23 protein-coding genes are annotated in these 24,773 nt (G+C 32.8%); 10 read left to right on the forward strand and 13 right to left on the reverse strand.

Features of this window, described 5'->3' with window-relative positions; all coding sequences use genetic code 11:
* Positions 1-10: 10 nt before the first annotated feature.
* The 3 genes from QLQ95_RS10575 to QLQ95_RS10585 form a co-directional block, all read right to left on the reverse strand.
* Entirely contained in the window at positions 11-2,794 is a 2,784-nt protein-coding gene (locus QLQ95_RS10575; RefSeq protein ID WP_482503743.1) for a TonB-dependent receptor, read from the reverse strand.
* Between the two features lie 5 nt (positions 2,795-2,799).
* On the reverse strand, positions 2,800-3,546 hold the full coding sequence (locus tag QLQ95_RS10580; protein ID WP_095928116.1) for a hypothetical protein: 747 nt from the start codon (positions 3,544-3,546) through the stop codon (positions 2,800-2,802).
* 302 nt (positions 3,547-3,848) lie between these two features.
* Positions 3,849-4,811 (reverse strand): helix-turn-helix domain-containing protein, encoded by a 963-nt coding sequence (locus tag QLQ95_RS10585; RefSeq protein ID WP_095928115.1) that lies wholly within the window; start codon positions 4,809-4,811, stop codon positions 3,849-3,851.
* Positions 4,812-4,917: 106 nt separating this feature from the next.
* Between QLQ95_RS10585 and QLQ95_RS10590 the strand changes: the two genes are divergently transcribed.
* Positions 4,918-5,691, forward strand: a complete 774-nt coding sequence (locus QLQ95_RS10590; RefSeq protein WP_482503745.1) for a fatty acid desaturase family protein — start codon at positions 4,918-4,920, stop codon at positions 5,689-5,691.
* Complete coding sequence (locus QLQ95_RS10595; RefSeq protein WP_482503746.1) at positions 5,672-6,004, forward strand: fatty acid desaturase; 333 nt, start codon at positions 5,672-5,674, stop codon at positions 6,002-6,004. The genes QLQ95_RS10590 and QLQ95_RS10595 overlap by 20 nt, the downstream gene beginning before the upstream one ends.
* Before the next feature lie 73 nt (positions 6,005-6,077).
* Here the strand turns inward: QLQ95_RS10595 and QLQ95_RS10600 are convergent, their stop codons facing one another.
* The 4 genes from QLQ95_RS10600 to QLQ95_RS10615 form a co-directional block, all read right to left on the reverse strand.
* Positions 6,078-8,213, reverse strand: coding sequence for a polyribonucleotide nucleotidyltransferase (locus QLQ95_RS10600; RefSeq protein WP_428238000.1), 2,136 nt, complete (start codon positions 8,211-8,213; stop codon positions 6,078-6,080).
* A 180-nt stretch (positions 8,214-8,393) separates the two neighbouring features.
* A complete protein-coding gene (gene rpsO / locus QLQ95_RS10605) occupies positions 8,394-8,660 on the reverse strand; it encodes a 30S ribosomal protein S15 (protein WP_012023524.1) in 267 nt (88 codons plus the stop codon).
* 154 nt (positions 8,661-8,814) lie between these two features.
* Positions 8,815-9,510 carry a toxin-antitoxin system YwqK family antitoxin gene (locus QLQ95_RS10610; RefSeq protein ID WP_095928112.1) on the reverse strand — a complete coding sequence of 232 codons (696 nt, stop codon included), beginning with the start codon at positions 9,508-9,510 and terminating at the stop codon, positions 8,815-8,817.
* Positions 9,511-9,543: 33 nt separating this feature from the next.
* On the reverse strand, positions 9,544-9,999 hold the full coding sequence (locus QLQ95_RS10615; protein ID WP_095928111.1) for a GAF domain-containing protein: 456 nt from the start codon (positions 9,997-9,999) through the stop codon (positions 9,544-9,546).
* 71 nt (positions 10,000-10,070) lie between these two features.
* Between QLQ95_RS10615 and xrtF the strand changes: the two genes are divergently transcribed.
* From xrtF to QLQ95_RS10645, 6 genes are all read left to right on the forward strand, one after another.
* The gene (gene xrtF, locus QLQ95_RS10620; protein ID WP_482503750.1) at positions 10,071-10,607 is read left to right on the forward strand and encodes an exosortase family protein XrtF; all 537 of its coding nucleotides are present in this window, start codon (positions 10,071-10,073) and stop codon (positions 10,605-10,607) included.
* Positions 10,597-11,043, forward strand: coding sequence for an exosortase F system-associated membrane protein (locus tag QLQ95_RS10625; protein ID WP_482503752.1), 447 nt, complete (start codon positions 10,597-10,599; stop codon positions 11,041-11,043). The genes xrtF and QLQ95_RS10625 overlap by 11 nt, the downstream gene beginning before the upstream one ends.
* A gap of 46 nt (positions 11,044-11,089) precedes the next feature.
* The gene (locus QLQ95_RS10630; RefSeq protein WP_482503753.1) at positions 11,090-11,488 is read left to right on the forward strand and encodes an HYC_CC_PP family protein; all 399 of its coding nucleotides are present in this window, start codon (positions 11,090-11,092) and stop codon (positions 11,486-11,488) included.
* 118 nt (positions 11,489-11,606) lie between these two features.
* Positions 11,607-13,613, forward strand: a complete 2,007-nt coding sequence (locus QLQ95_RS10635; protein WP_482503754.1) for a TonB-dependent receptor plug domain-containing protein — start codon at positions 11,607-11,609, stop codon at positions 13,611-13,613.
* A 48-nt stretch (positions 13,614-13,661) separates the two neighbouring features.
* A complete protein-coding gene (locus tag QLQ95_RS10640) occupies positions 13,662-14,003 on the forward strand; it encodes a heavy-metal-associated domain-containing protein (RefSeq protein ID WP_095928107.1) in 342 nt (113 codons plus the stop codon).
* A gap of 133 nt (positions 14,004-14,136) precedes the next feature.
* Positions 14,137-14,817: a DedA family protein gene (locus tag QLQ95_RS10645; RefSeq protein ID WP_320493424.1), complete on the forward strand. Its 681-nt coding sequence runs from the start codon at positions 14,137-14,139 to the stop codon at positions 14,815-14,817.
* A 282-nt stretch (positions 14,818-15,099) separates the two neighbouring features.
* Here QLQ95_RS10645 and rodA read toward each other — a convergent pair whose 3' ends face one another.
* From rodA to purH, 6 genes are all read right to left on the reverse strand, one after another.
* On the reverse strand, positions 15,100-16,335 hold the full coding sequence (rodA, locus tag QLQ95_RS10650) for a rod shape-determining protein RodA (protein WP_095928105.1): 1,236 nt from the start codon (positions 16,333-16,335) through the stop codon (positions 15,100-15,102).
* 15 nt (positions 16,336-16,350) lie between these two features.
* Positions 16,351-18,324: a penicillin-binding protein 2 gene (gene mrdA / locus QLQ95_RS10655; RefSeq protein WP_482503757.1), complete on the reverse strand. Its 1,974-nt coding sequence runs from the start codon at positions 18,322-18,324 to the stop codon at positions 16,351-16,353.
* Entirely contained in the window at positions 18,321-18,827 is a 507-nt protein-coding gene (locus QLQ95_RS10660) for a rod shape-determining protein MreD (protein WP_095928103.1), read from the reverse strand. Before QLQ95_RS10660 ends, mrdA begins: the two co-directional genes overlap by 4 nt.
* Positions 18,820-19,650 (reverse strand): rod shape-determining protein MreC, encoded by an 831-nt coding sequence (gene mreC, locus QLQ95_RS10665; protein WP_095928102.1) that lies wholly within the window; start codon positions 19,648-19,650, stop codon positions 18,820-18,822. Before mreC ends, QLQ95_RS10660 begins: the two co-directional genes overlap by 8 nt.
* A gap of 111 nt (positions 19,651-19,761) precedes the next feature.
* On the reverse strand, positions 19,762-20,790 hold the full coding sequence (locus QLQ95_RS10670) for a rod shape-determining protein (RefSeq protein ID WP_008466528.1): 1,029 nt from the start codon (positions 20,788-20,790) through the stop codon (positions 19,762-19,764).
* A gap of 56 nt (positions 20,791-20,846) precedes the next feature.
* Complete coding sequence (purH, locus tag QLQ95_RS10675) at positions 20,847-22,373, reverse strand: bifunctional phosphoribosylaminoimidazolecarboxamide formyltransferase/IMP cyclohydrolase (protein ID WP_095928101.1); 1,527 nt, start codon at positions 22,371-22,373, stop codon at positions 20,847-20,849.
* Positions 22,374-22,538: 165 nt separating this feature from the next.
* On the opposite strand from purH, the gene QLQ95_RS10680 reads away from it, so the two are divergent.
* Positions 22,539-23,786 carry an ABC transporter permease gene (locus QLQ95_RS10680; RefSeq protein WP_482503759.1) on the forward strand — a complete coding sequence of 416 codons (1,248 nt, stop codon included), beginning with the start codon at positions 22,539-22,541 and terminating at the stop codon, positions 23,784-23,786.
* Positions 23,787-23,875: 89 nt separating this feature from the next.
* Positions 23,876-24,757 carry a cupin-like domain-containing protein gene (locus tag QLQ95_RS10685; RefSeq protein WP_482503761.1) on the forward strand — a complete coding sequence of 294 codons (882 nt, stop codon included), beginning with the start codon at positions 23,876-23,878 and terminating at the stop codon, positions 24,755-24,757.
* The last annotated feature ends 16 nt before the right edge of the window (positions 24,758-24,773 follow it).

Here is a 24,773-nt window from a genome sequence, read left to right on the forward strand (position 1 = left end):
TTACGGAAGATTAAAATTTAAAATTATAAGTTATACTTGGAACCGGAATAGAGAAGATTGATGTTTTGTATCCCTTTAATTTTCCGTTTGGATCTGTTACAAAAAATATCGAGTACGGATTATTTCTTCCTAATACATTGTAAACAGAAATATTCCAGAAACTATGCGCTAATTTTTTAATTTTATGATTCCCTTCAATGTTGATACCGATGTCTAAACGAATGTAATCTGGTATTCTAAATTCATTTCTGTCGCTATATAATGTGTATTCTGCGCCTCCAAGATTATAAGTTCCAATAGGGTAGGTAATTGGCCTTCCCGTTTGGTATATAAAGTTTGTTGACAGACTATAACGTTTTGTGAATTTGTAATTTAAAACAGCGCTTAAATCATGTGGCTTATCAAAATTAGAAGCGAAGAATTTACCATTGTTTACAATTTCTTCATTAAACTCACCATCTAATTTAATCAATGATCTTGAATAAGAGTATCCTAACCATCCATTTAATTTACCAACTTGTTTTTTAATTAAAAATTCTACACCATAAGCTTTTCCTTCACCTTGTAAAAGTTCTGTTTCTACATTTTCGTTTAGCAATAATTGCGCACCAACTTTATAGTCTAAAATATTTTTAGATTTCTTGTAGTAACCCTCTAAGCTAACTTCGTATTCATCATCTCCAAAGTTTTTAAACAATCCTAAAGATGCTTGTTGTGCACTTTGTGGTTTTACGTTTGCATCAGATAATTTCCAAGTGTCAGTAGGAGATTGTGTGGTGTTGCTAGACAAAAGATGAATGTATTGTCTCGTCACATCATAACCCGCTTTGATAGAAAAATCTTCTGTAAAGAAATAACGTGCCGCTATTCTTGGTTCTAGACCTCCATAAGTTGTTACAACTTCATTATTGTTGTAGTGCTTAGTATCGATAATTGTAGCGTCACTGATCGGTTTTCCACTTTCATAAGTATTGACATCAGCAGGCCCTAATGATGCGTATAAAGAATATCTTAAACCAAGATCAATCAATAATTTGTCGCTTACTTTATAATTGTCTGCCAGATAAATTGCCGATTCTAATCCTTTTTCCTTATTAATATCAGTCGGAACTAAAGTTGAATTAGGGTTTGTTGGATGTTGGTAGCCTGGCGAAATATTATATAATTTACTAGCTAAACCATAAGAAAAATTGTGTTTTTCATTCAACTTATAATTCATCTTTAATTGCAATTGAGTCTCGTTTATTTTATATCCGAAATCAAAAGAATTAATATTGTCAGAATGATAATCTATGTTGAATTTATATTCGCTATTCGTTAAAATAAGAGCTCCTTTGTTTTTGTCATTAAAAGTATGATCCCATTTTGCAGAAAATAATCTGTTGCTGTATTTGTATAATGAATCTGAACTCAATCTGAAACGGTCATGACTGTAGTATGCCATTGCTTCAATTGCATTTTTACTGTTGATGTTGTTTTGGTATTTTAAAATTCCATCATAAAATCCAGCTTCACTATTTTTAAGTCTTTCGTCATCCAATTGTTTTAAAATCCAATCAGAATATGTTGCACGACCTCCAACAATTATGCTTGATTTATTTTTTTCAAGAGGCACACTTAATGTAAGGTTCGAAGTAATTGGTCCTATAGCACCTTCTCCAGAAATTTTCTCTTTGTTTCCATTTTTTGTTGCAATATCAAATACAGACGATAGTCTTCCTCCAAAATCGGCAGGAATGCTTCCTTTGTAAATGTCTGCTTTTTTTGTTGTGTAAGGGTTAACGGCAGAGAAGAAACCTAAAAAGTGCTGCGGATTATACACCACTGCATTATCTAAAAGAATTAAGTTCTGATCTTCTTTTCCTCCACGAACGTTAAACCCTGAAGATCCTTCACCAGTAGTTTTTATACCTGGAAAAGTAGTAGCAACTTTAAAAATATCTCTTTCTCCAAGAATAAGAGGAACATTTTTTATGTTTTCAATATCAATAGAAACCAAACCAGATACAACTGTTTCTGTCGCTCTTTGGCCTTTCTTTTTAATCACGACTTCGTCCAATTGATTCGATTTTTCGTTAAGTTCTATATCAAATTGGCCATCATCGTATACCACTAAAGTTTTTGTAACCTCTTTGTGACTAAGCGATTTTATTTCTACTATGTTAATTCCTCTTGGTAATTGTAAAGTATAATTTCCATCAAGATCACTAGATGTGCTTATGTTTTTATTTTTTACCTTAATATAAATATTGGCTTCTGGTTTTCCGTTTTCTTCATTTTTAACGGTTCCAGTAACTGTAAATGTTTTCTTTGTTGTGTCCTTATTCTCTTTACCTATAAATACAATAGAACTCTTTTTGCTTACACTATAGCTACTAGTTGAGTCATATTGCTGATAAAAAACAGGATTGTCATTTTGATCATTTCCTTGGCTGTTTGTTTGAAGTGGTTCGTCAGGGAAATAATTAGATGGTAAAGTACTGTATATTGTGCTGTTAAGCGTCAAGATTACTTTGTTCTTGATAACAACATAATTTAAGTCTGTTTTATTTAAAACAGCAGACATAAATTCATCAATACTAACATTATTAAAAGTGCCAGAAATAAGTGTTTTGTTAGAATTTAACCAAGCCGAATCAAAATAAAATTTATAAGATGTCGATGATTCAATACGTTTTATAGTGTTTTCTAAAGTTTCATCTTTTAAAGTAATCGATAACTTCTCATTAGAATTTTGTGCAAAAGACAATTGAAAGGAGAAGACGATAAGTAAGGAGAGTAAAAATTTTTTCATTTGTTTTATTTGCTTGATATTGAAAGAGAGTTAAAAGTGTATTTCATCAAATTTTTCATGAATTGATTTAAATCGGATTTTCGTAGTTCTCTGTTCAATAAATAAAACCCATTGATTTGTTTTTTCTGTTCTGGGAATAATTTAATAAGGTCGCCTTTGCTTTTTATTAAATAAATTTTGCCTTTTAAATCGATAAAATAAGAATTGTTTTCTTTGAATACATAATAGATGCTGTTGTCAGAAATTGTTTTTTGCATGTCTTTATGATGTCTGATATATAAAATTAATTCGGGAGCAACTTTACTTTCTTCGTAGTAGCCTGTGGTAAATTCAGGAATGTCTTCGGTTGTTCTTTCTCTTTTGATAAAGTTTTTATCTTGTAGAGAAAACGAACTGACTTTATTCTGTATTAAGCTTATACCGATATTTTCTGAACCTCCAGCTGGATTTAAAACCAATATGTCGCGATAGATATCGTATTTAAGTTTAATGTCATAATAGGCTTGGTCTTCGTAGACCGCTTTTCCTAATTCGTATTTATCTACTAAATACAAATGAATGTCATTTCTTAAGGTTCTGTAAGGATTTGTGTGTGGTACCCCATTATAAATATCCAGATTGTCTTTGCCAACTGTAGTGTCAAACCAATTGTAAGTTTTTACGTCATTGCTAGTTTGACTCTGGATAGGATGAATATTTAATAATAATTCAAATAAAATGAGAAAAACGATTTTTTTTTGGTAATTTTTCAAAGGATTTAATGGTTTATTAGTTGTTTTTGGAAGATTTCAAAAGTATAAAAAAAAGGTTACAAATAAAACGCTAATTTGTTAAATTGTTATAAAATGACGCTACAGGCTAGTGAAAGGCATTGTAGGACTATTAAAATTTAGAATTTTTATTAAAAATATTCGAAAAATGATGTTGTAGTGGTGTGTTTTTTGATTTTATGAAGGATAAGCTTGATTTGTAGAAAGATAGCAAAAAGATGCAAATGTCCAAAAAACTGAAAAACCCCAATTCTTAATCGAATTGGGGTTTCTAATATTTTTTTTCAAAAAAACAAATCTACTTGTGAATTTATCTTTTCCAAATAATAATCAATTTTTCGAATGGCTCGATTAAAGAAAAGATTTTGTTCTTTAATGCCAGATTGACCCAAAGGTATAGAGTTCGTGATTTGTTGCTTAAAAAACTGATGAACATTTTTACAACTTTCTTTATTGTCGGTTATAAAATATCCCAAAAGAGTATAGGGTACAAACATCGTAAGCTTGTCTTCTGTTTCTATAAGCATATTGTTGTTTAATAATATGAGTTCATTATAATAAATGGAAAACTTATTATTAGTATCGTTGCACTTTGATTTTATTAGATTTACAATCCGTTTTAAATCTAAACAAAGGGCATTGGCACTTTTTAAATTTAAAAGGCCAGCTTCATAAAAATATAAAATTTGCTGTAAGCTGCTGTTTATGGTAGTATCATTCCATACTTCGTTGACAGAAGTATTCTCATATATTTCTTTTAATTTCTGCATGTACTCAGTAAACGATTCATCGACTACAAAATTTTCAAAAGCAACTTTTTTCTGATTTGAATTTAATAGATTCAGCCATACAAAAGCTTTAAATTTAGATAGGATTGTACCATCCATAAAATAAAACAGAGGAATATCTTTTGCGGAATAAAAAAGTGTTGTTTTCTTGTTTTTTATTAAGGTTGCTATATTTTCAGATGATGTTTTGAAATATTGAAGCATGTCCTTTAAGTTTTCAATCTCAATTGTTTTTTCAACCACCACCTTTTCCTTATTTGAAAATAAGTTATCTAACGAAATGTTGAAATAGCCTGCCAGTGTAATTGTTTCATCTATAGAGAATTTACTTTTTCCCGAAACTCTTCGGTGTGAAGCATCGTAGCTAATTTGTAAAATGCCTGCAATTTCTTCTATTAAAGAAACTGATTTAGGTATTTTTTGTCTAATTGCTTTTAAAAATAATTCTTGCGATTTCATATTTTGCGATAATCGCAAATGTATAAAAATGATTTATTAGTTTACACAAATTGATATGCGATAAATGCAATACGTTTGTTCTGTAATTAAAAAAAAATAAAATTTTATGAAAGCTAAATATTTTAATAAATCAGAAGACGAAAAGCTTTTCTTTTCTGTTTTAAAGAAAAGAGTACAGGAGAAGCTTCAGGATAAAACTATTTCTTATGGAGATGCTCAGTTTTGGTTTAAAGGTTTGTTTTGGACATTCGTTTGTTATTTGTCTTATTCGTTGCTTTTTTTGGAGTCCATCACTAAAATAAACTTTTGGGTATTATATGTTGTTTTTCAATTATCAGGATTGTTAATAGGATTTAGTTTTGGGCATGATGCTTCGCACAATACAGCATTCCAAAATAAAAAGGCAAATTCCGTTTTGCATTTTTTTAGTTTTCTTACGGTAGGAATTGACCCGATGCTTTGGGGATTAAGACATATTCGATCACACCATTTATATGCAAATGTAGAAGGAAGTGATATTGATATAGATAAAAACCCTTTTTTGAGATTAAGCCCAACGCATCCTTGGAAACCGAAGCATAAATATCAGGCATATTACGCGCCATTTGTTTATATGTTTACTTTATTGCACTCTGTTTTTATGAGTGATTGGGTATATTTATTTTCAGAAGACTACAACTGGATGAAAAGGGGTGTTCCTAAAGCGGCGTTATATTTTAGATTTGTATTGTATAAAATATTTTATTTTTCTTTGGTGCTGGTTCTTCCATTACTGTATTCTGATTTTTCATGGAGATTTGTGGTTTTGAGTTATCTTACCGCCAGTGCATTTACATCAATGGTATTTATTATTATGCTTGTTGGAACCCATTTTTTTTGATGGCGCAGATTATCCGCAGCCCGAGGGAGAGTTTTTAGAACACACTTGGGCGGTTCATCAGCTTTACACTAGCTGCGATTGGGATGCAGATAAAGGTTGGGCAAGATTTTTAAGTGGAGGTTCCAATTGTCATGCTGCTCATCATCTTTTTCCTAATATATGTCATACTAATTATAGTGAAATAAATGAAATAATTAAAAAAACAACAAAAGAGTATAGGCAGCCTTATCATCATAAAACATTGTTTGAAATGATGTTTTCACATTTTGTTCATTTGCATAAAATGGGAAATCCTGTAGCGGAGACAAAATAAAAACTTAAAAACCCCAATTCAATTAATGAATTGGGGTTTTCTATGAATAAACCTTTAGTAAACTAAGATCTGATTACTCTTTTTTCTCCTCACGTGGAGGTCTTGGAACAAGTGCTTTTTTAGACACTTTTTCTTTTTTAGTTTTAGGGTCAACTCCTAGGTATTTCACTTGGAAAACATCTCCCATTTTAACTACGTCAGCAACATTTTCTGTACGCTCCCAAGCCAATTCAGAAACGTGAAGTAAAACTTCGTTTCCTGGTGCAGCAGTATATTCTACGACAGCTCCAAAATCAAGCATTTTAATTACTTTAACTTCGTAAGCTTCTCCTAATACTGGCTTGAAAGTGATTGAAGCAATTTTTGCTAATACTGCTTCAATTCCAGCAGGATCTGTACCTAAAATCTCGATAACACCTTGTTCATCAACTTCATTAATAACGATAGTTGTTCCAGTAGCTTTTTGTAATTCTTGAATTACTTTTCCACCAGGTCCAATTAAAGCTCCAATAAAGTTTCCAGGAATAGTTCTGGTAATGATTTTTGGTGCATGAGCTTTTACGTCAGCTCTTGGTGCAGCGATAGTTTCAGTTAACTTTCCTAAAATGTGTAAACGTCCATCACGAGCCTGAGCCAAAGCTTGCTCCATAATGTCATAACGTAAACCATCAATTTTGATGTCCATTTGGCAAGCTGTAATACCGTCAGCAGTTCCAGTTACTTTAAAGTCCATATCTCCTAAGTGATCTTCGTCTCCTAAGATATCAGACAATACAGCAAATTTCTCACCGTCAGTAATCAATCCCATAGCAATACCAGAAACTGGTTTTGCCATTTGAACTCCAGCATCCATCAAAGCCATTGTTCCAGCACAAACTGTTGCCATAGAAGAAGAACCGTTAGATTCTAAAACCTCAGAAACAACACGAATTGTATAAGGACAATCTGCAGGAATCATATTTTTTAAAGCTCTTTGAGCTAAGTTACCGTGACCAACTTCTCTTCTTGAAGTTCCTCTTAATGGTTTTGCTTCACCTGTAGAGAAAGGAGGGAAGTTATAGTGCAAGTAGAATTTCTCTTCACCTTGTTCAGATGGAGAATCGATTTGGTTTGCTTCTCTAGATGTTCCTAAAGTTACAGTTGCCAAAGCTTGAGTTTCTCCACGAGTAAATAAAGATGAACCGTGAACTCTTGGTAAATAATCAGTTTCACACCAGATTGGTCTAATGTCTGTAGTTTTTCTACCATCTAAACGAACACCTAATTCTAAAACTACATTACGAACAGCTTCTTTGTTTGTTTTGTAGAAGTATTTAGAAACTAAATCACCATCGGCAGCTAATTCTTCTTCAGTAAATAAAGCTTTAACTTCTTCTTTTACTTCAGCAAATGCAGCACCTCTTTCGTGTTTAGCAGAACCAACTTTTGCAATAGCATAGATTTTATCGTATGCTGCAGCTTTTACTTTTGCGTAAATTTCTTCATTTTCTCTCTCTCCTTCGTAAGTACGAATTTCTTTTTTACCAAAAGCTTCTTGTAAACGATATTGAGCCTGAATTTGAACTTTGATAGCTTCGTGAGCAAACTTAATAGCTTCGATCATTTCAGCTTCTGAGATTTCTTTCATCTCACCTTCAACCATTGCTACAGAATCCATAGAAGCTCCAATCATCATATCGATATCAGATTTTTCTAATTCTTCTCTGCTTGGGTTGATTACTAATTTCCCGTCGATACGTGCAACACGAACTTCAGAAATCAAGTTGTAAAATGGAATGTCTGACACAGCTAATGCCGCAGAAGCAGCTAAACCAGCTAATGCATCTGGCATAACTTCTTCGTCGTGAGACATTAATTGAATCATAACTTGTGTTTCAGCATGGTAATCGTCTGGGAAAAGCGGACGCAATACACGGTCAACTAATCTCATTGTCAATACTTCGCTGTCGCTTGGACGTGCTTCTCTTTTAAAGAAACCTCCTGGGAAACGACCTGCTGCTGCAAATTTTTCGCGGTAATCTACCGTTAACGGTAAAAAATCAACGCCTGGGTTTGATGTGCGAGCTGAAACTGCTGTTGCAAGAATCATAGTGTCGCCCATTCTTACTACTACAGAACCGTCAGCTTGTTTCGCTAAACGTCCTGTCTCGATTGTGATGCTTCTGCCATCACCTAAATCGATCTTTTCTACAAATAATTGTGGAATCATAAATTTTTTCCTTATTGATTATACAATGGGTTTTAGTTGTGTTGTAGTTGTTGTTGTGTGTAGTTGTTGTTATCTAAAACCCAATGAAAAACCAAACTTTTTTTCTTGTAATATGCTTATTATAAATAGCTATAATGTAAAAACAAAAAGAGGCACTTTCGCACCTCTTTTCTATATTGATTATTTTCTGATATTCAATACTTTGATAATCTCACGATATCTGTTGATATCTTTCTTTTTCAAGTAGTCCAACAAAGCTCTTCTTTTACCTACTAATAGTACAAGAGAACGCTCAGTGTTGTAATCGTGACGATTTTTTTTCAAGTGTTCAGTTAAGTGAGAAATTCTGTAAGTGAACAATGCGATTTGACCTTCAGCTTTACCAGTGTTTTTTGCATCACCGTGTTGTGCGAAGATTTCTTCTTTCTTTTCTTTAGTTAAATACATTCCAATATTGTTTTAATGATTTTTATGTATGTCAATACAACTTTTGTAAGACGGGTGCAAAATTAGATTAAAAAAACAAAAAAATCAAACAAAAATAAAAGAATCTTAAAATAAGGGTTAAGAAATTTGTTTTTAATGATTTACGATCGTTTTTTTACTTAAGCTTCTGAGCTTTTTTACCAGATTGCTTTTCGCTTAAAGAAGAATACGAAAATTTGACATTGTTTGTATCAGTGCTCACACCTGAAATTAAAACACCTTTGTCGTAATTATCAACAAATGTAATTTTTCTCGACGCATCATTTCCTTCCCAAACTCCTTGTTTCAATCCGTCTTTAAGAGTTCCTTTTTGTGTTACAAATAAATCTATTTCTTCATAATCTCCATTTCCATCAACTACAGTCTGACTTTTGTTTTCATCCCAGCAGTTAAGAACTAAAGTTTGTGTCTTTTTTGTTTTCGGATCCCAGAGATTCTGTTTTTCGCACTTTTTATTTTGGTTTTCGTACCAATTGATTTCTTTTCCATTTTTATGATCCTCAGAATAATTGACAACGGTTTCTTTTGCTCCGTTTTTATAATAGTAAATAAATTCGCCGTCTTTTTTTAAGACATCGCGATCCAGAGTAGAACCAGTCATTTTCTTTCTTCCGTTCTTATAAAAGTCAGTTACAACATAGCGAACACTTTTCTGCGAATAATTGGTAATTACTCTTGTGTAGGCAGAGTTTTCTAATGTGCATTCACGATTTAAGGAGTCTAAAAAGATTTTTTTAGAAACCATATTAATTTGTGCAGACAGATGAGCTGAAATTAGTGTAAGCAAAAAGAGAAGGAAGTTTCTTTTCATTCTGTGCTATTTTTTATCTTAAAAATAGTTCTTCTAGAATAATTTAGCAACTTCTTGATTTACAAATTCTAAAAATCTTTCGTCAGCTTCTGTAAAAGGATCAATTACGTGGCTGTCGATGTCGATTTGACCAATATTTACTCCATTAACAAAAAGGGGTACTACGATTTCCGATTTTACAGTTAAACTGCAGGCGATGTAATTGTCTTGTGCTTTCACATCTGGAACAACAAAATTGGCATTACTTTCAGCAACTTGGCCGCAAATTCCTTTTCCAAAAGGAATAACAGTATGGTCTGTTTCTGCACCAACATAAGGTCCTAAATGTAAAGTTTTAGCCTCGTGATTAGCAAAATAAAATCCAACCCAGTTGTAATACTCCACGTTTTCGTTTAAAAGTTGGCATATTGCTAATAATTTTCCGTCTCTATCTGTTTCAGTGCCAGCAACAATTGCACTTATTTTTGGTTGTAATTCTTGAAATGTCATAATGTAAAAATTTATACAAAAGTATTTAAAGCTGAACTCAAAAAATACATAAATTTGAAAAAAAAAATCTCTTGAAAAAATATTTAGTCCAGTTTAAGCCATTCTTAATTTTTGTAAGCGTCTTTTTTCTTACCTATATTGTGCTTACACTGCTGTATAAGTTTTATTTAAATACCTATCAAGCCGAGGAACTTGATGGAGCGACAATGATAGCCGGGCAAAATGCAGAGCAATTACTAAAGCTTTTTAATTATGATGTCATAATTCAGAAAAGTTCACAAAATCCGTGGCAGGAGATTATTTTAAATGGCAAATTTATAGCGCGTATAACAGAAGGGTGCAATGCTGTTAGCGTAATGATACTTTTTGTGTCATTTGTATCTGCTTTTTCGAGAAGCTTAAAAAAAACAGTATTGTTTATACTTTTTGGACTTATATCTATATACCTATTAAATGTTATAAGAATTGCGATTTTGATTGTCCTTGTATATAACTTTCCTCAATATACCCGATTTTTACACGGTACTTTCTTTCCGTTAGTGATTTACGGATATGTTTTTATTTTATGGGTTTTCTGGATTAATAGATTTTCAAAATATGCTAAATAATTTAAAAGAGAATAAATTTAAAATCTTTACAGCAATTGTTGTGGTAATAGGTTTTGCTTTGATTAGGACATTTGAAAGAAATTTGTTTTATGATCCTTTTCTGAGATACTTTGAAGCCGATTACCATTCGAGTCCTTATCCAGAAGTGGAAACTTTAAAACTTTTCGGGTCGCTTTTTCTTCGTTATTTTCTAAACTCTGCTTTGTCACTTTTACTGATTTATGTCTTATTTCAAGATCGTGATATTTTTAAGTTTAGCTCATTTGTTTATGCCTGCTTTTTGGTTGTGCTATTGAGTTCATTTTATATAATACTTCATTTTTTTCCAGATGGCAGTTGGCTTCTTTTTTATGTGAGAAGATTTATAGTTCAGCCAATTTTGGTGTTATTGTTTATTCCTGGATTTTACTATCAGCTCCAGAAATCTAAAAAATAACAATTCATTTAGTTTTTTATCAACAGTTTTTGAATAGCTTTGCAGTATGAATTTGAAAAAGTGTACAGGTCTGTTTTTGGCGTTCCTTTTATTGGTTTCCAATATTGGGTTTGCTTTTGATGTGCACTATTGTGGCGGAGAAATTGCTTCGGTTTCATTAAAGACTACCGCAGAACCTGTTGTTGAAAAGAAATGTTGTGGTTCTAAAGAGAAAAAGAACTCTTGTTGTAAAGACAAAGTTGTTCATTTCGAAAAGAAATCAGATAATGCAACAATCAAATTCTTTTTCTTTCAATTTGCTTTCCCAGCAGTTGTACAAGATTACAAACCTCTTGTCTTTTTAGAAATTCCAAGTTTTAAAAAGAAAGAAGTTCTTTCGTACTATGCTGATGCGAATGCGCCCCCTTTATTTAAATTATACCATCAGTATATTTTCTATTCCTGATTTTAATGTTAAGATGCACTACGAGTCTTAATTAAGGCTTCGTATTTACATTTTAATTGCTTTTGCTTTGCGCAGAATGCAATAATGTAATTCTATTTCAACATTAAAATCATTTTTTATGCAAAAAAATATAATGCTTTTTGTGGCGTTTTTGCTTTCTGTATCTGTGTTTTCACAAGAAGATCTAGAAGAAGTAAAAATCACTAAAAAGCAAAAAGGAATTAAAAAATCCTATACGTTAACAGCCAATACTTCTGTAATTACTAGTAAAGAACTGCTTAAAGCGGCTTGTTGTAATTTGGCAGAAAGCTTTGAAACCAATCCATCAATCGATGTCAATTTTTCTGATGCTTTAACAGGAACTAAGCAAATTAAAATGCTTGGATTGACGAGTCCTTACTTAATGATTACAGAAGAGAATATTCCTTCTGTTCGAGGAGCTTCTCAAGCTTACGGATTGTCATTTACTCCTGGAACTTGGATCGAAAGTGTTCAGATTACCAAGGGAGCGGGAAGTGTTATAAATGGATACGAAAGTATTTCAGGTCAAATTAATACGGAACTTTTAAAACCTTTAAACGATATTCCGTTTTTCTTGAATGCTTATGGTTCAACCGATTCTCGTTTTGAATTGAATACTCATTTCAATAAAAAATTATCAGATAAATGGGCAACAAGTTTGTTTGTTCATGGAAATGCGCGCGTAGCTAAAAACGATATGAATAATGATGGGTTTTTAGATAATCCGTTAGGAAAACAAATCAATGTTTTAAACCGTTACCAATATTATGATCCGGAAAGCGGTTTGGTTAGTTTTATCAATTTCAGATATATGAATGATAAAAAACAAACGGGAGAAGTTGATTTTGATAAAGATCGCGATCGAGGTACAACTAACCATTGGGGTTCTGAAATTAATACAGAACGTTTTGATGTGTCAACAAAAATTGGATATGTGTTTAAAGATATGCCTTATCAAAGCATCGGTTTTCAAAACGCTTTTAATAGTCATAAACAAGATTCTTATTATGGCTTAAATCAATACGATATCAAACAAAATAGTTTTTATTCTAATTTGATTTTCAATTCGATTATCAATAACACCATGCACAAGTTTACTACTGGTCTGAATTTTACTTACGATCAATATCAAGAGTTTGTTAATTTAACAGATGTGGGTAGAATTGATAATTCGGTTGGTGCTTTCTTTGAGTACACTTACGATAATACAGACAATTTTAGTTTGATTTTAGGAGGGAGAGTAGATAACCATAATCGATTAGGTTTTTTTGTTACACCAAGATTGCACATGAGATATAATCCTTGGAAAAATGGAGTAGTTCGTTTTTCTGCGGGAAGAGGGAAACGTTCTGCCAATATTTTTGCCGAGAATCAGCAGCTTTTTGCTAGTTCAAGAACTTTTTCGATTTTAGATTCTAGCGGAAAAGTTTACGGTTTAAATCCAGAGATTGCTTGGAATTATGGCGTGAGTTTCTCGCAGAAATTCCGTCTTTTCAATAAAAATGCCGATGCAGGTTTTGATTTTTACCGCACCGATTTCCAAAATCAAGCTGTTGTAGATGTGATGCAAAGCCCGCAACAAGTTTTGTTTTATGATTTGAAAGGAAGTTCTTTTGCAAACAGCCTTCAAGTAGAGTTTAATTATGAATTGATTCATAACTTAAATTTGAGAACAGCTTATAAATATTACGATATCCAAACCGATTATTTAAGGGGGACATTCCAGCGTCCGCTTCAGGCTAAACATCGCTTCTTAGGAAATTTAGAATACGAAACAACAATGAATGATGATAAACAATGGAGGTTTGACTTTACGTATAATTGGTCAGGAAAACAGCAATTGCCTTATACGGCAACAAATCCTGTAGAAGATCAGTTTCCTGATTTTTCACCAGCTTATGGCGTGATGAATGCTCAGGTAACTCGTGTTTTTTCATCGGTTTTTGAGGTATATGTAGGAGGGGAGAATATTGGAAATTATAAGCAGCAAAAAGCAATTTTAGGGGCAAACGATCCTTTTGGATCTAATTTTGATGCATCGATCGCATACGCTCCAATTTTTGGACAGATGTATTATGCAGGATTAAGGTTTAAAATTAAATAACAATTTCAATATCAAAAATCAATTTTAATAACAATAAAAATAAATACAATGAATAAGATAGTTTTAATCGCAATGATGGTTTTTTTAGGTTTGTCGGCTCAGGCTCAAACGAAGAAAAATAAGAACTTAAAGTATGCAACAGAAGTAAATGGTAACTGCGAACAATGCAAGAAACGAATTGAAAAAGCGGCTTACGGAGTTCCGGGTGTAAAAAGTGCAAGTTGGGATGTAAGCTCTCATCAGCTTTCGGTTATTTTAAACGAAGAAAAATGTTCTCCTTCAGATTTAAACAAAGCGATTGCAAAGGCAGGTCATGATACTAAGGAAGTTAAGGCGACAACTGCAGATTATGATAACTTACACAGCTGTTGCAAGTATGTAAGAGAATAATGTAAAGAAGGCCCAGACGAATAGTTTGGGCTTTTTTTAATAGTTAATTTATGTTTAAAATACCGTATTTTATTGTGGTTAAGCTAAATTATTGTTACTTTCACGAACTTATAAGATAACCAATTCCCCTTTTATGAATAATTTTGAATGGACCCAGTTACTAAACCCTGAATTTTATATTACTTTAAGCGTTGGAGGTTTTCAGATTGGGTTGTTTATTGTTCTGTTTATCGTTTTTGCCGAAACAGGACTTTTTGCAGGTTTTTTTCTGCCTGGAGATAGTTTGCTTTTTTTGGCAGGTATTTACAGCCGTGATCTAGTTGAGAATGTTGCCTCTATTCCAAATGATTTTATAAATGTCTTTCTGCTTGCTACAGCAGTTGCTGTAATGGGAGTTTTAGGTAATATGACTGGTTATTGGTTTGGCGCAAAAAGCGGTTATTATTTATTCAAAAAAGAAGATACATTCTGGTTCAAGAAGAAATATCTGTTGCAGTCAAAAGATTTCTTTGAAAAATATGGTGGAAAAGCAATTATTTACGCACGTTTCCTTCCAATTTTCAGAACCTTTGCTCCAATTGTTGCGGGTATTGTATCGATGGATAGAAAGAAGTTTATGTTTTACAATATCCTGAGTTCTTTTCTTTGGTCGTTTATTTTAATTTTCGCAGGACATTATCTATACGGTATTTTCTTAAAGCAAGGCATAGATTTAAAGAAACATATTGAATACATTATAGTTATTATCGTTATAATCTCAACGTTCCCGGTTCTAGTTAAACTATTTAAAAAGACACCAAAGGAACAAATATAATCTTAAAGTAAATAAAAAAATCCGAAGCTTAAACTTCGGATTTTTTTATGCTTTGTTTTTAAAGTTATTGTTGACTTTTCCATTGTATGATATATAATCTTACTTAGAAAATAAAATCGAAGCTAAGAGAGTAAATGTAAAATCAAAAAAAGCTGCAATTAGTTTTTAAAACGTAATTACAGCTTTTAGGTTAAATTATTTTAGTTGTATAAATATTTCTAATTGGAATTTAAATCCGAGCAATAGCGAACAGGTAAAGCAACTAAAATGGAATATTTTAAATTACCATTCATTCACTTTATTTGCATCCATTTTAAGGAAAATAAACAGCAAAATGGTGAATCCCCAAAGTCCAGAGCCTCCGTATGAAAAGAACGGCAGAGGAACACCAATTGTAGGGAAAATTCCAATTACCATTGCGATATTTACAAAGAAGTGTATAAATAGAATTGCGGCGACGCAATAGCCATAGACTCGGCTAAACTTTGTCTTCTGTCTTTCTGCCAAATAAATTACTCTAAGCAATAAACTAACGAAAAGTAAAATAACGACAAAAGAACCTGCAAATCCCCATTCTTCACCAACAGTTGTAAAAATATAATCGGTATGTTGCTCAGGAACAAATCCTCCTTTGGTCTGAGTTCCTTCTAGGAAACCTTTTCCGATCCATCCACCAGAACCAATTGCAATTTCAGACTGATTGGTATTATATCCAATCCCTTTCATATCTACAGTTTTACCTAGTAAAATATTGAAACGGTCTCTGTGGTGTTGTTTAAAAACATTATCAAATACATAATCTACAGAGAAAACAAATCCTGAAATTAAAACTAATAAGATACCGCTTAAAATAATATTTCGATCTACTGCTCTGCCTTTAAAATGTATGATTGCCAAAACCACAAAAGCCATTGCGATAACAGCGTATGGTTCTAAAACCAAAGTAAGAACAAAGAGGATAATCGTTATAAATGCTGTCCAAACATACCAGGAAGGTAAACCTTCTCGATACAGAACAAGAATAAAAGCACTATAAATTAAAGCGCTTCCAGGATCTGGCTGTGGAAGAATAAGTATTACAGGTAATAGCATAATGGCTAAAGCCTGAATTTGTCTATTGGTTTCTTTTAAGTTGATCTGCGTGTCGCTTAAATATTTGGCCAAAGCCAATGATGTCGCGGCTTTTGCAAACTCAGAAGGCTGCAAAGTAAAGCTTCCGATGGCATACCAGCATCGCTGTCCAGCAATTGTTTTTCCGAAGAGAAACAATCCAGCAAGAGATAATAAAGAAACTCCAAATATGATACTAGCATATTTTTCATAGAATTTACCATCAACAAAAAGCACAACAAATATCAAAGGAATTGTACAGCAAATAAAAATCAGCTGTTTTTGATAAGTACCATCTGTTGATAATAAGGAAGACGAGTAAATATTAAGCCAACCTAAAGTTACCAGCGCAATGTAGATAAAGACACTTATCCAATCAATATTATTTTTTACACTTTGATTTTTCATTTGAAATAATCTTTCTTAGTTTTTCTTAGTTGTGTCTACCGCTGTTTTTTTAACTTCAGTTTTTGGTGCCGTTGTAACTGGTGCTTTTGGCTTTGCAATTTTAGCTTGCAAAACAGAATCTTTAGGAACAGATTCAATTTTAAGAGCCTCACTTATTCCTCCCAATTTAGCATATTCTGAAAGTAAGCTTTTATTCAGTACTCTTATTTCTAGATCGGTTCTTGTAATTTTCTTTCTTAGATATTTTTCAATCATTAAACTCGCTATCGGACCCGCAACTGTTGCTCCAAAACCTCCATTTTCAATCATAACCGCAATAGCAATTTTTGGATTGTCTTTTGGTGCAAAAGCAACAAATATAGAGTGGTCTTTAAGCTGTGTTCTTTTGCCGTTTATTTTGGCAAAGTTCTCGGCAGTACCTGTTTTTCCGCAAATATCGATTCCTTCTACTCTTAAACTGTAAGCTGTACCTTTGTTGTAAACATCAAACAGTCCACTGATAACTGGTGGGAAATATTTTTGATCAACCGTAGTCACGTGTTTTGTAGTGAACTTTTCGTCGATTTTTTCTCCTTCAATTTTTTTAATGATATGAGGAGTATAATAATAACCCTGATTTGCAACAGTCGCCATCATGTTGGCCAATTGAATAGGTGTCATTAAGACCTCTCCCTGACCAATTGCATTCGATACAATAGTGGAACTTCTCCATCCTCCGTTAGGATAAATTCTTTTATAGGTTTTAGAAGTTGGGATATTTCCTCGTTTTCCAATAGGTAAATCATATCCCATAAATTGTCCTAAACCAAAACTTTTTATGTGACCGCTCCAAACATCAACTGCCTGACCAGGATCTTTATATTTATTAATGGTCAACATATAGGCTTGTCCAAAATAAGTGTTGCAAGAATTGTAAATTCCGTTATGCAATTGATGTGGACCAAAACCGTGACACTTCATGAATCGGCCTCCACCATAACTAAATCCGTGATGACACATAAAAGTAGTCTGCTCATTTATGACACCTTCTTGAAGCGCAACTAAACCAGTTAGGATTTTAAATGGAGAACCTGGAGGATACTCTGCTAAAAGTCCTCTGTCGTATAATGGTTTTGAAATAGAATCGTTATATAAAAGCGTATAATTTTTAGATCTTTGGCGACCTACTAAAATACCTGGATCATAGGAAGGAGCAGTGACCAATGCTAGAATTTCTCCAGATTTAGGTTCAAGCGCGACAATTCCTCCTCGCTTATTAATCATTAATTCTTCTCCATATTTTTGAAGTTCAGCATCAATAGTTAAATTAATATCTTCTCCAGCTACGGCGATGGTGTCATATTTCCCTTCTTTATAAGCACCAATTTCTCGGTTGTATTTGTCTTTTTGAATGTATTTTACACCTTTTATTCCGCGTAAAATTTCTTCATAACTTTGCTCTACACCTTGTTTTCCAATTAAATCTCCACTATTGTAGTAAGGATTTTTTTCAATCTGTTTTTCGTTAACCTGTGTAATAAAACCAAAAATATTTGCTCCATAATCTACTTCATAATCACGAAGTGATCTTTTCTGAAAATAGAAACCATCATATTTTCTGATTTTTTCCTGAAAAGCAGCAAATTCATTTTTATTTAGCTGAGATAAGAAAACAGAAGGAAGTCTAGGGCTGTATACTTTTGCCTTTTCAACGCGTTTATGATATTCTTCTTCAGTAATATTTAGAAGAGCGCAAAATTCGGCAATATTTAAATCTTTTTTAATGTCTCTTGGAATAACCATGATGTCATAAGAAGCCTGATTCGCAACAAGAAGTTTTCCGTTGCGATCATAAATATAACCTCTTTCAGGATAGTCATATACTTTTTTTATCGCATTATTTTCCGATTTCAATTTAAAAGAATCATCAATAATCTGCAGGTAAAAAATTCTAATCACTAGCAAAGACGCTGCAATAATAATTATAGTGGGCAGCAAGACTTTTCTCATCGTTTATTGGGCTTAATAAGATAAATTATTATTATTGAGGTGATTATAGTAAAGATAGAACTAAATAAGGTTCGGAGCAAAATGTCCCAGATGAATTTGAATTGAAATGCTTCTAAGACAAATAATACAATATGATGCATTAAAACCGAAACCAGTATAAATGAAAATCGTTCTGGTGTTAAAGATTCGTTTAGTTTAATAGTTTGATATTCATAACTCAGACCAAAAGAAAATTTAAAAATATAGGGTCTATAATACGCTAATATAACACATGCAGTTGCATGTATACCTCCAGAATTACAGAACATATCCATTGTAAGTCCAAGTAAAAAACTAGAAATTATTAATCCTGCTTTATTGCTGTTTACAGGGTATAGAATGATATACAAGATATACGGAAAAGGACTTATATATCCTAAGAAATTCATATTGTTGAAAATAACAATCTGAACTGCCAGTAACATAATAAATCGAAAAATATTGACTAACAGAGCGCTATTCATTTTTTTCTTTGTTTTTGTTTTCTAAGTTAATAAGTTCTTCTCTGTCTTTACTTTTGATGACATATACGTGACCCAAGTTTGTCATATCGTTAAATAGTTTAACTTTTATAACATAAAAACTTGTGTTTTCTTTTTTGTATATAACGTCTACAGTTCCGATATTAATTCCTTCAGGGAAAATTACAGATTGTCCTCCGGTAACAATGGTGTCGCCTTTTCTAATTGATGCTAATCTTGGCACATCTTCTAGCTGAACAAATCCTGTGCTTTTACCATCCCAAGTTAAAGAACCAAAGTGGTTGGATTTTTTGATTTTAGCATTAATATGCGACTTCATGTTCAAAATACTCACTACTGTAGAATAGTTTGCAGAAGTATTGTCTACTACTCCAATAATACCTAAACTGTTTATAACTCCCATATCTGGCTTAACTCCTTCTTTGCTTCCAGAGTTTAAAGTGATATAGTTTTCGTGTGTGTTGTATGTATTATGAATTACTTTTGATACCACGATATCTGCAGGTTTTACACCTTTAATGCTATCTGGCAATGGTGCTTTGGTAGTGTCTTCTTTGTTAAACAAAAGACTTTTTAACCTTGCATTCTCTAATACAAGTTCATCATTTTCGGCTCTTAAATTCAAATATTCGTTTACACGATTAATTCTTTCATAAACACCTCCGCTTAAAAAATTAGCCGAACTGATTACTCTGCTTCTGTGGTAGGAATGCGATTGAATTGTGAGCGTCAACGAAATACCTAAAAGCAGCAAAAACAGCAATCGATTACTGTTTCTTATAATGAAATTAAATATTTGCTGCATTTCTTGTCTGGTTATTTTGTTTCAGGATATGCTTAAAGGTTTCAGTTTTTACAAGGGCCTAATATTGAAAATCGGGCCCTTATAAAAGTAAATTGATTGTTATTTTAAATCTTATTTGATTAAGATACTTTTAAATTTAGCGATGTTTTTAAGAGCCATTCCTGTTCCTCGTACAACTGCTCTTAAAGGATCTTCGGCAATATAAACCGGTAAGTCTGTTTTTTGAGAAATACGTTTGTCAAGACCTCTTAACATTGATCCACCACCAGCTAAATAGATACCAGTGTTGTAGATATCTGCTGCTAATTCTGGCGGAGTCTGAGATAATGTTTCCATTACCGCATCTTCAATACGCTGAATAGATTTGTCTAATGCTTTTGCAATTTCACGATAAGAAACATCTACTTGTTTTGGTTTACCAGTAAGCAAATCTCTACCTTGAACTGACATATCTTCTGGCGGACCATCTAAATCTTCAATAGCCGCTCCAATTTGAATTTTAATTTTTTCTGCAGTACTTTCTCCTACAAAAAGGTTGTGCTGTGTACGCATGTAATAAACGATGTCGTTTGTGAAAACGTCACCTGCAATTTTTACAGATTTGTCACAAACAATTCCGCCTAAAGCGATAACGGCAATTTCTGTTGTACCACCTCCGATATCTACAATCATGTTACCTTTTGGTTGCATAATGTCTATACCAATACCAATTGCCGCTGCCATTGGCTCATGAATCAAGTAAACTTCTTTTCCGTTTACTCTCTCACAAGATTCCTTCACCGCTCTCATCTCCACTTCAGTAATACCAGAAGGAATACATACAACCATACGTAAAGCTGGAGTAAACATTCTTTTTTTCAATGCAGGAATACTTTTAATGAACATATTGATCATTTTTTCCGAAGCATCAAAATCAGCGATTACACCATCTTTCAAAGGCCTTATAGTTTTGATGTTTTCATGTGTTTTACCTTGCATCATATTGGCTTCCTTACCAACAGCAATGATTTTGCCTGATACTCTATCACGTGCAACGATAGATGGACTATCAATGACAACTTTATCATTATGAATGATTAAAGTGTTTGCGGTTCCAAGGTCTATCGCAATATCCTCGGTCATGAAATCAAAAAATCCCATAAGTTTTTTAGGGGTTTAAAATGTTATAAATTATTTATCGAACAAAGTTAAACAAATTAATGTTTAAAATGACGAGTTCCTGTAAATACCATTGCAAGATTATTTTCATTGCAATAATTTATACTTAATTCGTCTTTAATTGAACCTCCTGGCTGAATTACAGCAGTTATTCCTGCTTTTTTGGCTAATTCTACACAATCCGGAAATGGGAAAAATGCATCACTTGCCATCGAAGCTCCATTTAAATCAAATCCAAAAGCTTTTGCTTTGTCAACAGCTTGAATTAAAGCGTCAACTCTTGAAGTCTGACCTGTACCTGATGAAATCAATGTTCCGTTTTTAGCAAATACAATAGTGTTTGATTTTGTATTCTTGCAGATTTTAGAAGCAAAGATCAAATCTTCGATCTCTTGAGCAGTAGGTTCTGTAATTGTAACGGTTTTTAAATGCTCTTTATTATCCGTAATATTATTTCTGTCCTGAATTAACAAACCATTAAGACAAGTTCTTACTTGACGAGAAGGTAATTCAACTTCATTTTGAACTAATATAATTCTGTTTTTTTTCTCCTGTAACACAGTAACAGCCTCATCATCATAAGCCGGAGCGATTACAACTTCGCAGAATAATTTGTTGATTTCTTGTGCAGTTTCTAAATCAATTTTTGTGTTAGAAATTAACACTCCTCCAAAAGCAGAAGTAGGATCACAAGCTAAAGCGGCTAAATAAGCTTCGCTAATTGTTTTTCTTGAAGCCAATCCGCAAGCATTGTTGTGTTTTAAAATGGCGAACGTTGGTCCGTCAGTTTTAAATTCAGCAATTAAATTTACTGCAGCATCAACATCAAGTAAATTATTGTATGATAATTCTTTTCCGTGAAGTTTGTTGAACATTGCATCAAAATCTCCAAAGAAGAATCCTTTTTGGTGAGGGTTTTCACCGTATCTTAAAACCTGACCATTTGCAATGCTTTCTTTGTAAATAGTCTCGTCTGTGTTGAAATAATTAAAAATAGCTCCATCATAGTGAGATGAAACATGGAATGCTTTAGTAGCAAGCAATCTTCTATTTTCAAGAGTTGTTGCTCCATCTTGCTCCGTAATCAAATCTAGAAGCAAGCTGTATTCGTTAACAGAAGCTACAATTACAGTGTCTTTAAAGTTTTTTGCACCTGCACGAATTAATGAAATACCGCCAATATCAATTTTCTCAATAATATCTTGTTCGCTAGCTCCAGAAGCAACAGTTTTTTCAAAAGGATACAAATCAACAATTACTAAATCAATTTGAGGAATGTCAAATTCTTTCATTTGCTGAACATCGCTCTCATTGTCCTGACGATTTAAGATCCCTCCAAAAATTTTCGGGTGTAAAGTTTTTACTCTTCCGCCAAGAATTTCAGGGAAAGAAGTGATATCTTCAACAGGAACAACAGGAATGCCAAGGTTTTTGATGAAATCTTCAGTTCCTCCAGTTGAATAAAGTGTTACGTTTTGTTCGTGTAATTTTCTAACAATTGGTTCTAATCCATCTTTAGAAAAAACAGAAATTAATGCCGATTGTATTTTTTTTGTTGTGCTCATTGTGTAGTTATGATTTTGAGACTGCAAAAGTAGTTTTTTTATATATTATATTAAAGAAAATTAGTGTAACAAGATGCTAAAAAAATCTACTGATGAGTAAGTTAACTTTTATTAGGTTTTTGAATTTAAATTATTGAATTTTACTTTATTGAAATATACAAAAATATGATCGTTTATCTAAGATTATTAAAAGAAAGTCTAAGCTTTGCCATCAATGCTTTGCGAAATAATAAATTACGCACATTATTGTCGCTTTTAGGTGTAACGATCGGTATCTTTTCAATCATTGCTGTTTTGGCCGCTGTTGACTCTTTAGATAAAAAAATCTCTAAAGATTTGAGCAGCTTAGATAAAAATACAATTTATTTAATGAAATATTGCTTTGGGCCATCTGAAATTCCGCAATGGAAGAGAGAACAGTTTCCAAATGTAAAATATGACGAATATATTGGTTTAAAAAATTCAATGAATAATACCGACCAAGTAGCATATCAGCTTTTTGTAAATAGGGAAAGTTTAAAATATGATTCTAAAACAGTCAGCGATGTAAATATTATTCCGTCATCAAACGAAATGGTCGATATTGATGGATTGAGTTTTGACAAAGGAAGATTTTATAACGAATCTGAATCTAATTCGGGAACTCCTGTTATTGTTCTTGGATATGATATAGCCGAAGGTCTTTTTGGCACAAGCGATCCAATTGGGAAAAATATTCGCTTATATGGCCAGCGATTTACTGTAATTGGTGTAATGGCAAAACAAGGAGCTGGATTTTTTGGAGACAGCAATGATACTTCGGTTTATCTTCCGGCTAATTTTCTAAGAAGAATGTACGGAGATAGCGATTCTATGACGCCAGTAATAGTTTTAAAACCGGAAAAAGGCGTAGACATGGAGGCGTATAAAGCAGAAATTGCCCAAAAATTGCGAGCAATTCGCGGAATGAAAGCGGGAGAAATGGATAATTTCTTTATTAATGTGCTTTCTGGTTTTACCGATTTTATTGACGGAATTTTAGGTCAGATGAATTTTGTTGGGTGGATTATCAGTGGGTTTTCTCTTTTGGTTGGCGGTTTCGGAATTGCGAATATCATGTTTGTTTCGGTTAAAGAAAGAACCAATCTTATCGGAATTCAAAAATCATTGGGAGCGAAGAACAAATTTATCTTATTTCAATTTTTATTTGAGGCCGTTATTCTTTCTGTTATTGGCGGAATTATAGGTCTGTTAATGGTTTGGGGAATCGCTGTAATCTTAACAAAAGCCCTCGATTTTGAATTTGTTTTGAGTTTAGGAAATATTCTTTTAGGAACTAGTTTAGCGGCTCTTATTGGTTTGATTTCTGGAATTTTGCCAGCGATTTCGGCGGCAAATTTAGATCCGGTTGAAGCAATTCGAACTGGAATGTAATATTGTTTTTGTGTTATTTTACTGTAAATTTTGATGACACGAAATAATTAGATATTTTTGATAGACCAAGAACATAAATTGCTAAATATATGAGCTTTAACCTTAGATCTGTCGATACTGTTGAGTCTATTTCTAGAGAAGATTTCAAAAAGAATTATTTAGACAAACGAAAGCCTTTAATTATAAAAGGGCTTACTAAGGATTGGCCAGCAAGAGAAAAGTGGTCAACAGACTATTTCAAGCAGATTGCTGGAGATATAGAGGTTAAACTTGTAGATAATTCAAAGGCAGATCCAACAAAAGTGATCAACGCTTCTATAGCAAGTATGAAATTTGGAGAATATCTAGATTTGATAAAACGCGAACCAACTCAATTGCGTATTTTTTTCTTCAATCTTTTCAAACACAGACCAGAATTAATTGATGATGTAAAAGTTCCTAAAGAATTAATGGGAGGTTTTATAGAAAGTATGCCTGCTATGTTTTTTGGCGGTTCAAAGGCAATTACTTTTTTGCATTATGATATCGATTTGCCACATCTTTTTCATACCCATTTTGGTGGAAGAAAACATATTATACTATTTGATAATAAATGGAAGAAAAGGCTTTATTGTATCCCAAATACGACTTATGCTTTAGAGGATTATGATGTCGCGAATCCTGATTTTGAAAAATTTCCAGCTCTAAAAGGAGTAGAGGGTTATGAAGTTTTTTTAGAACATGGTGATACGTTATTCATGCCAACAGGAATGTGGCACTGGATGCGTTACATAGACGGTTCTTTTTCGCTGACACTTCGCGCATGGGATCAATCTGTATCAAGAAAAATTGCGAGCGTTTGGAGCTTATTTATGCATGGAGCAGTAGATAGCGGTATAAAAGTGATTTTTAGAAAGCGTTATGCGATTTGGCGTGAAAAAAGAACTTTTATAATAGCAGAAAAAGAACTTCGAAACAACAAGCCGAAATAATAAATATTGTTTTTTC

Source organism: Flavobacterium sp. B330r (assembly GCF_056824325.1).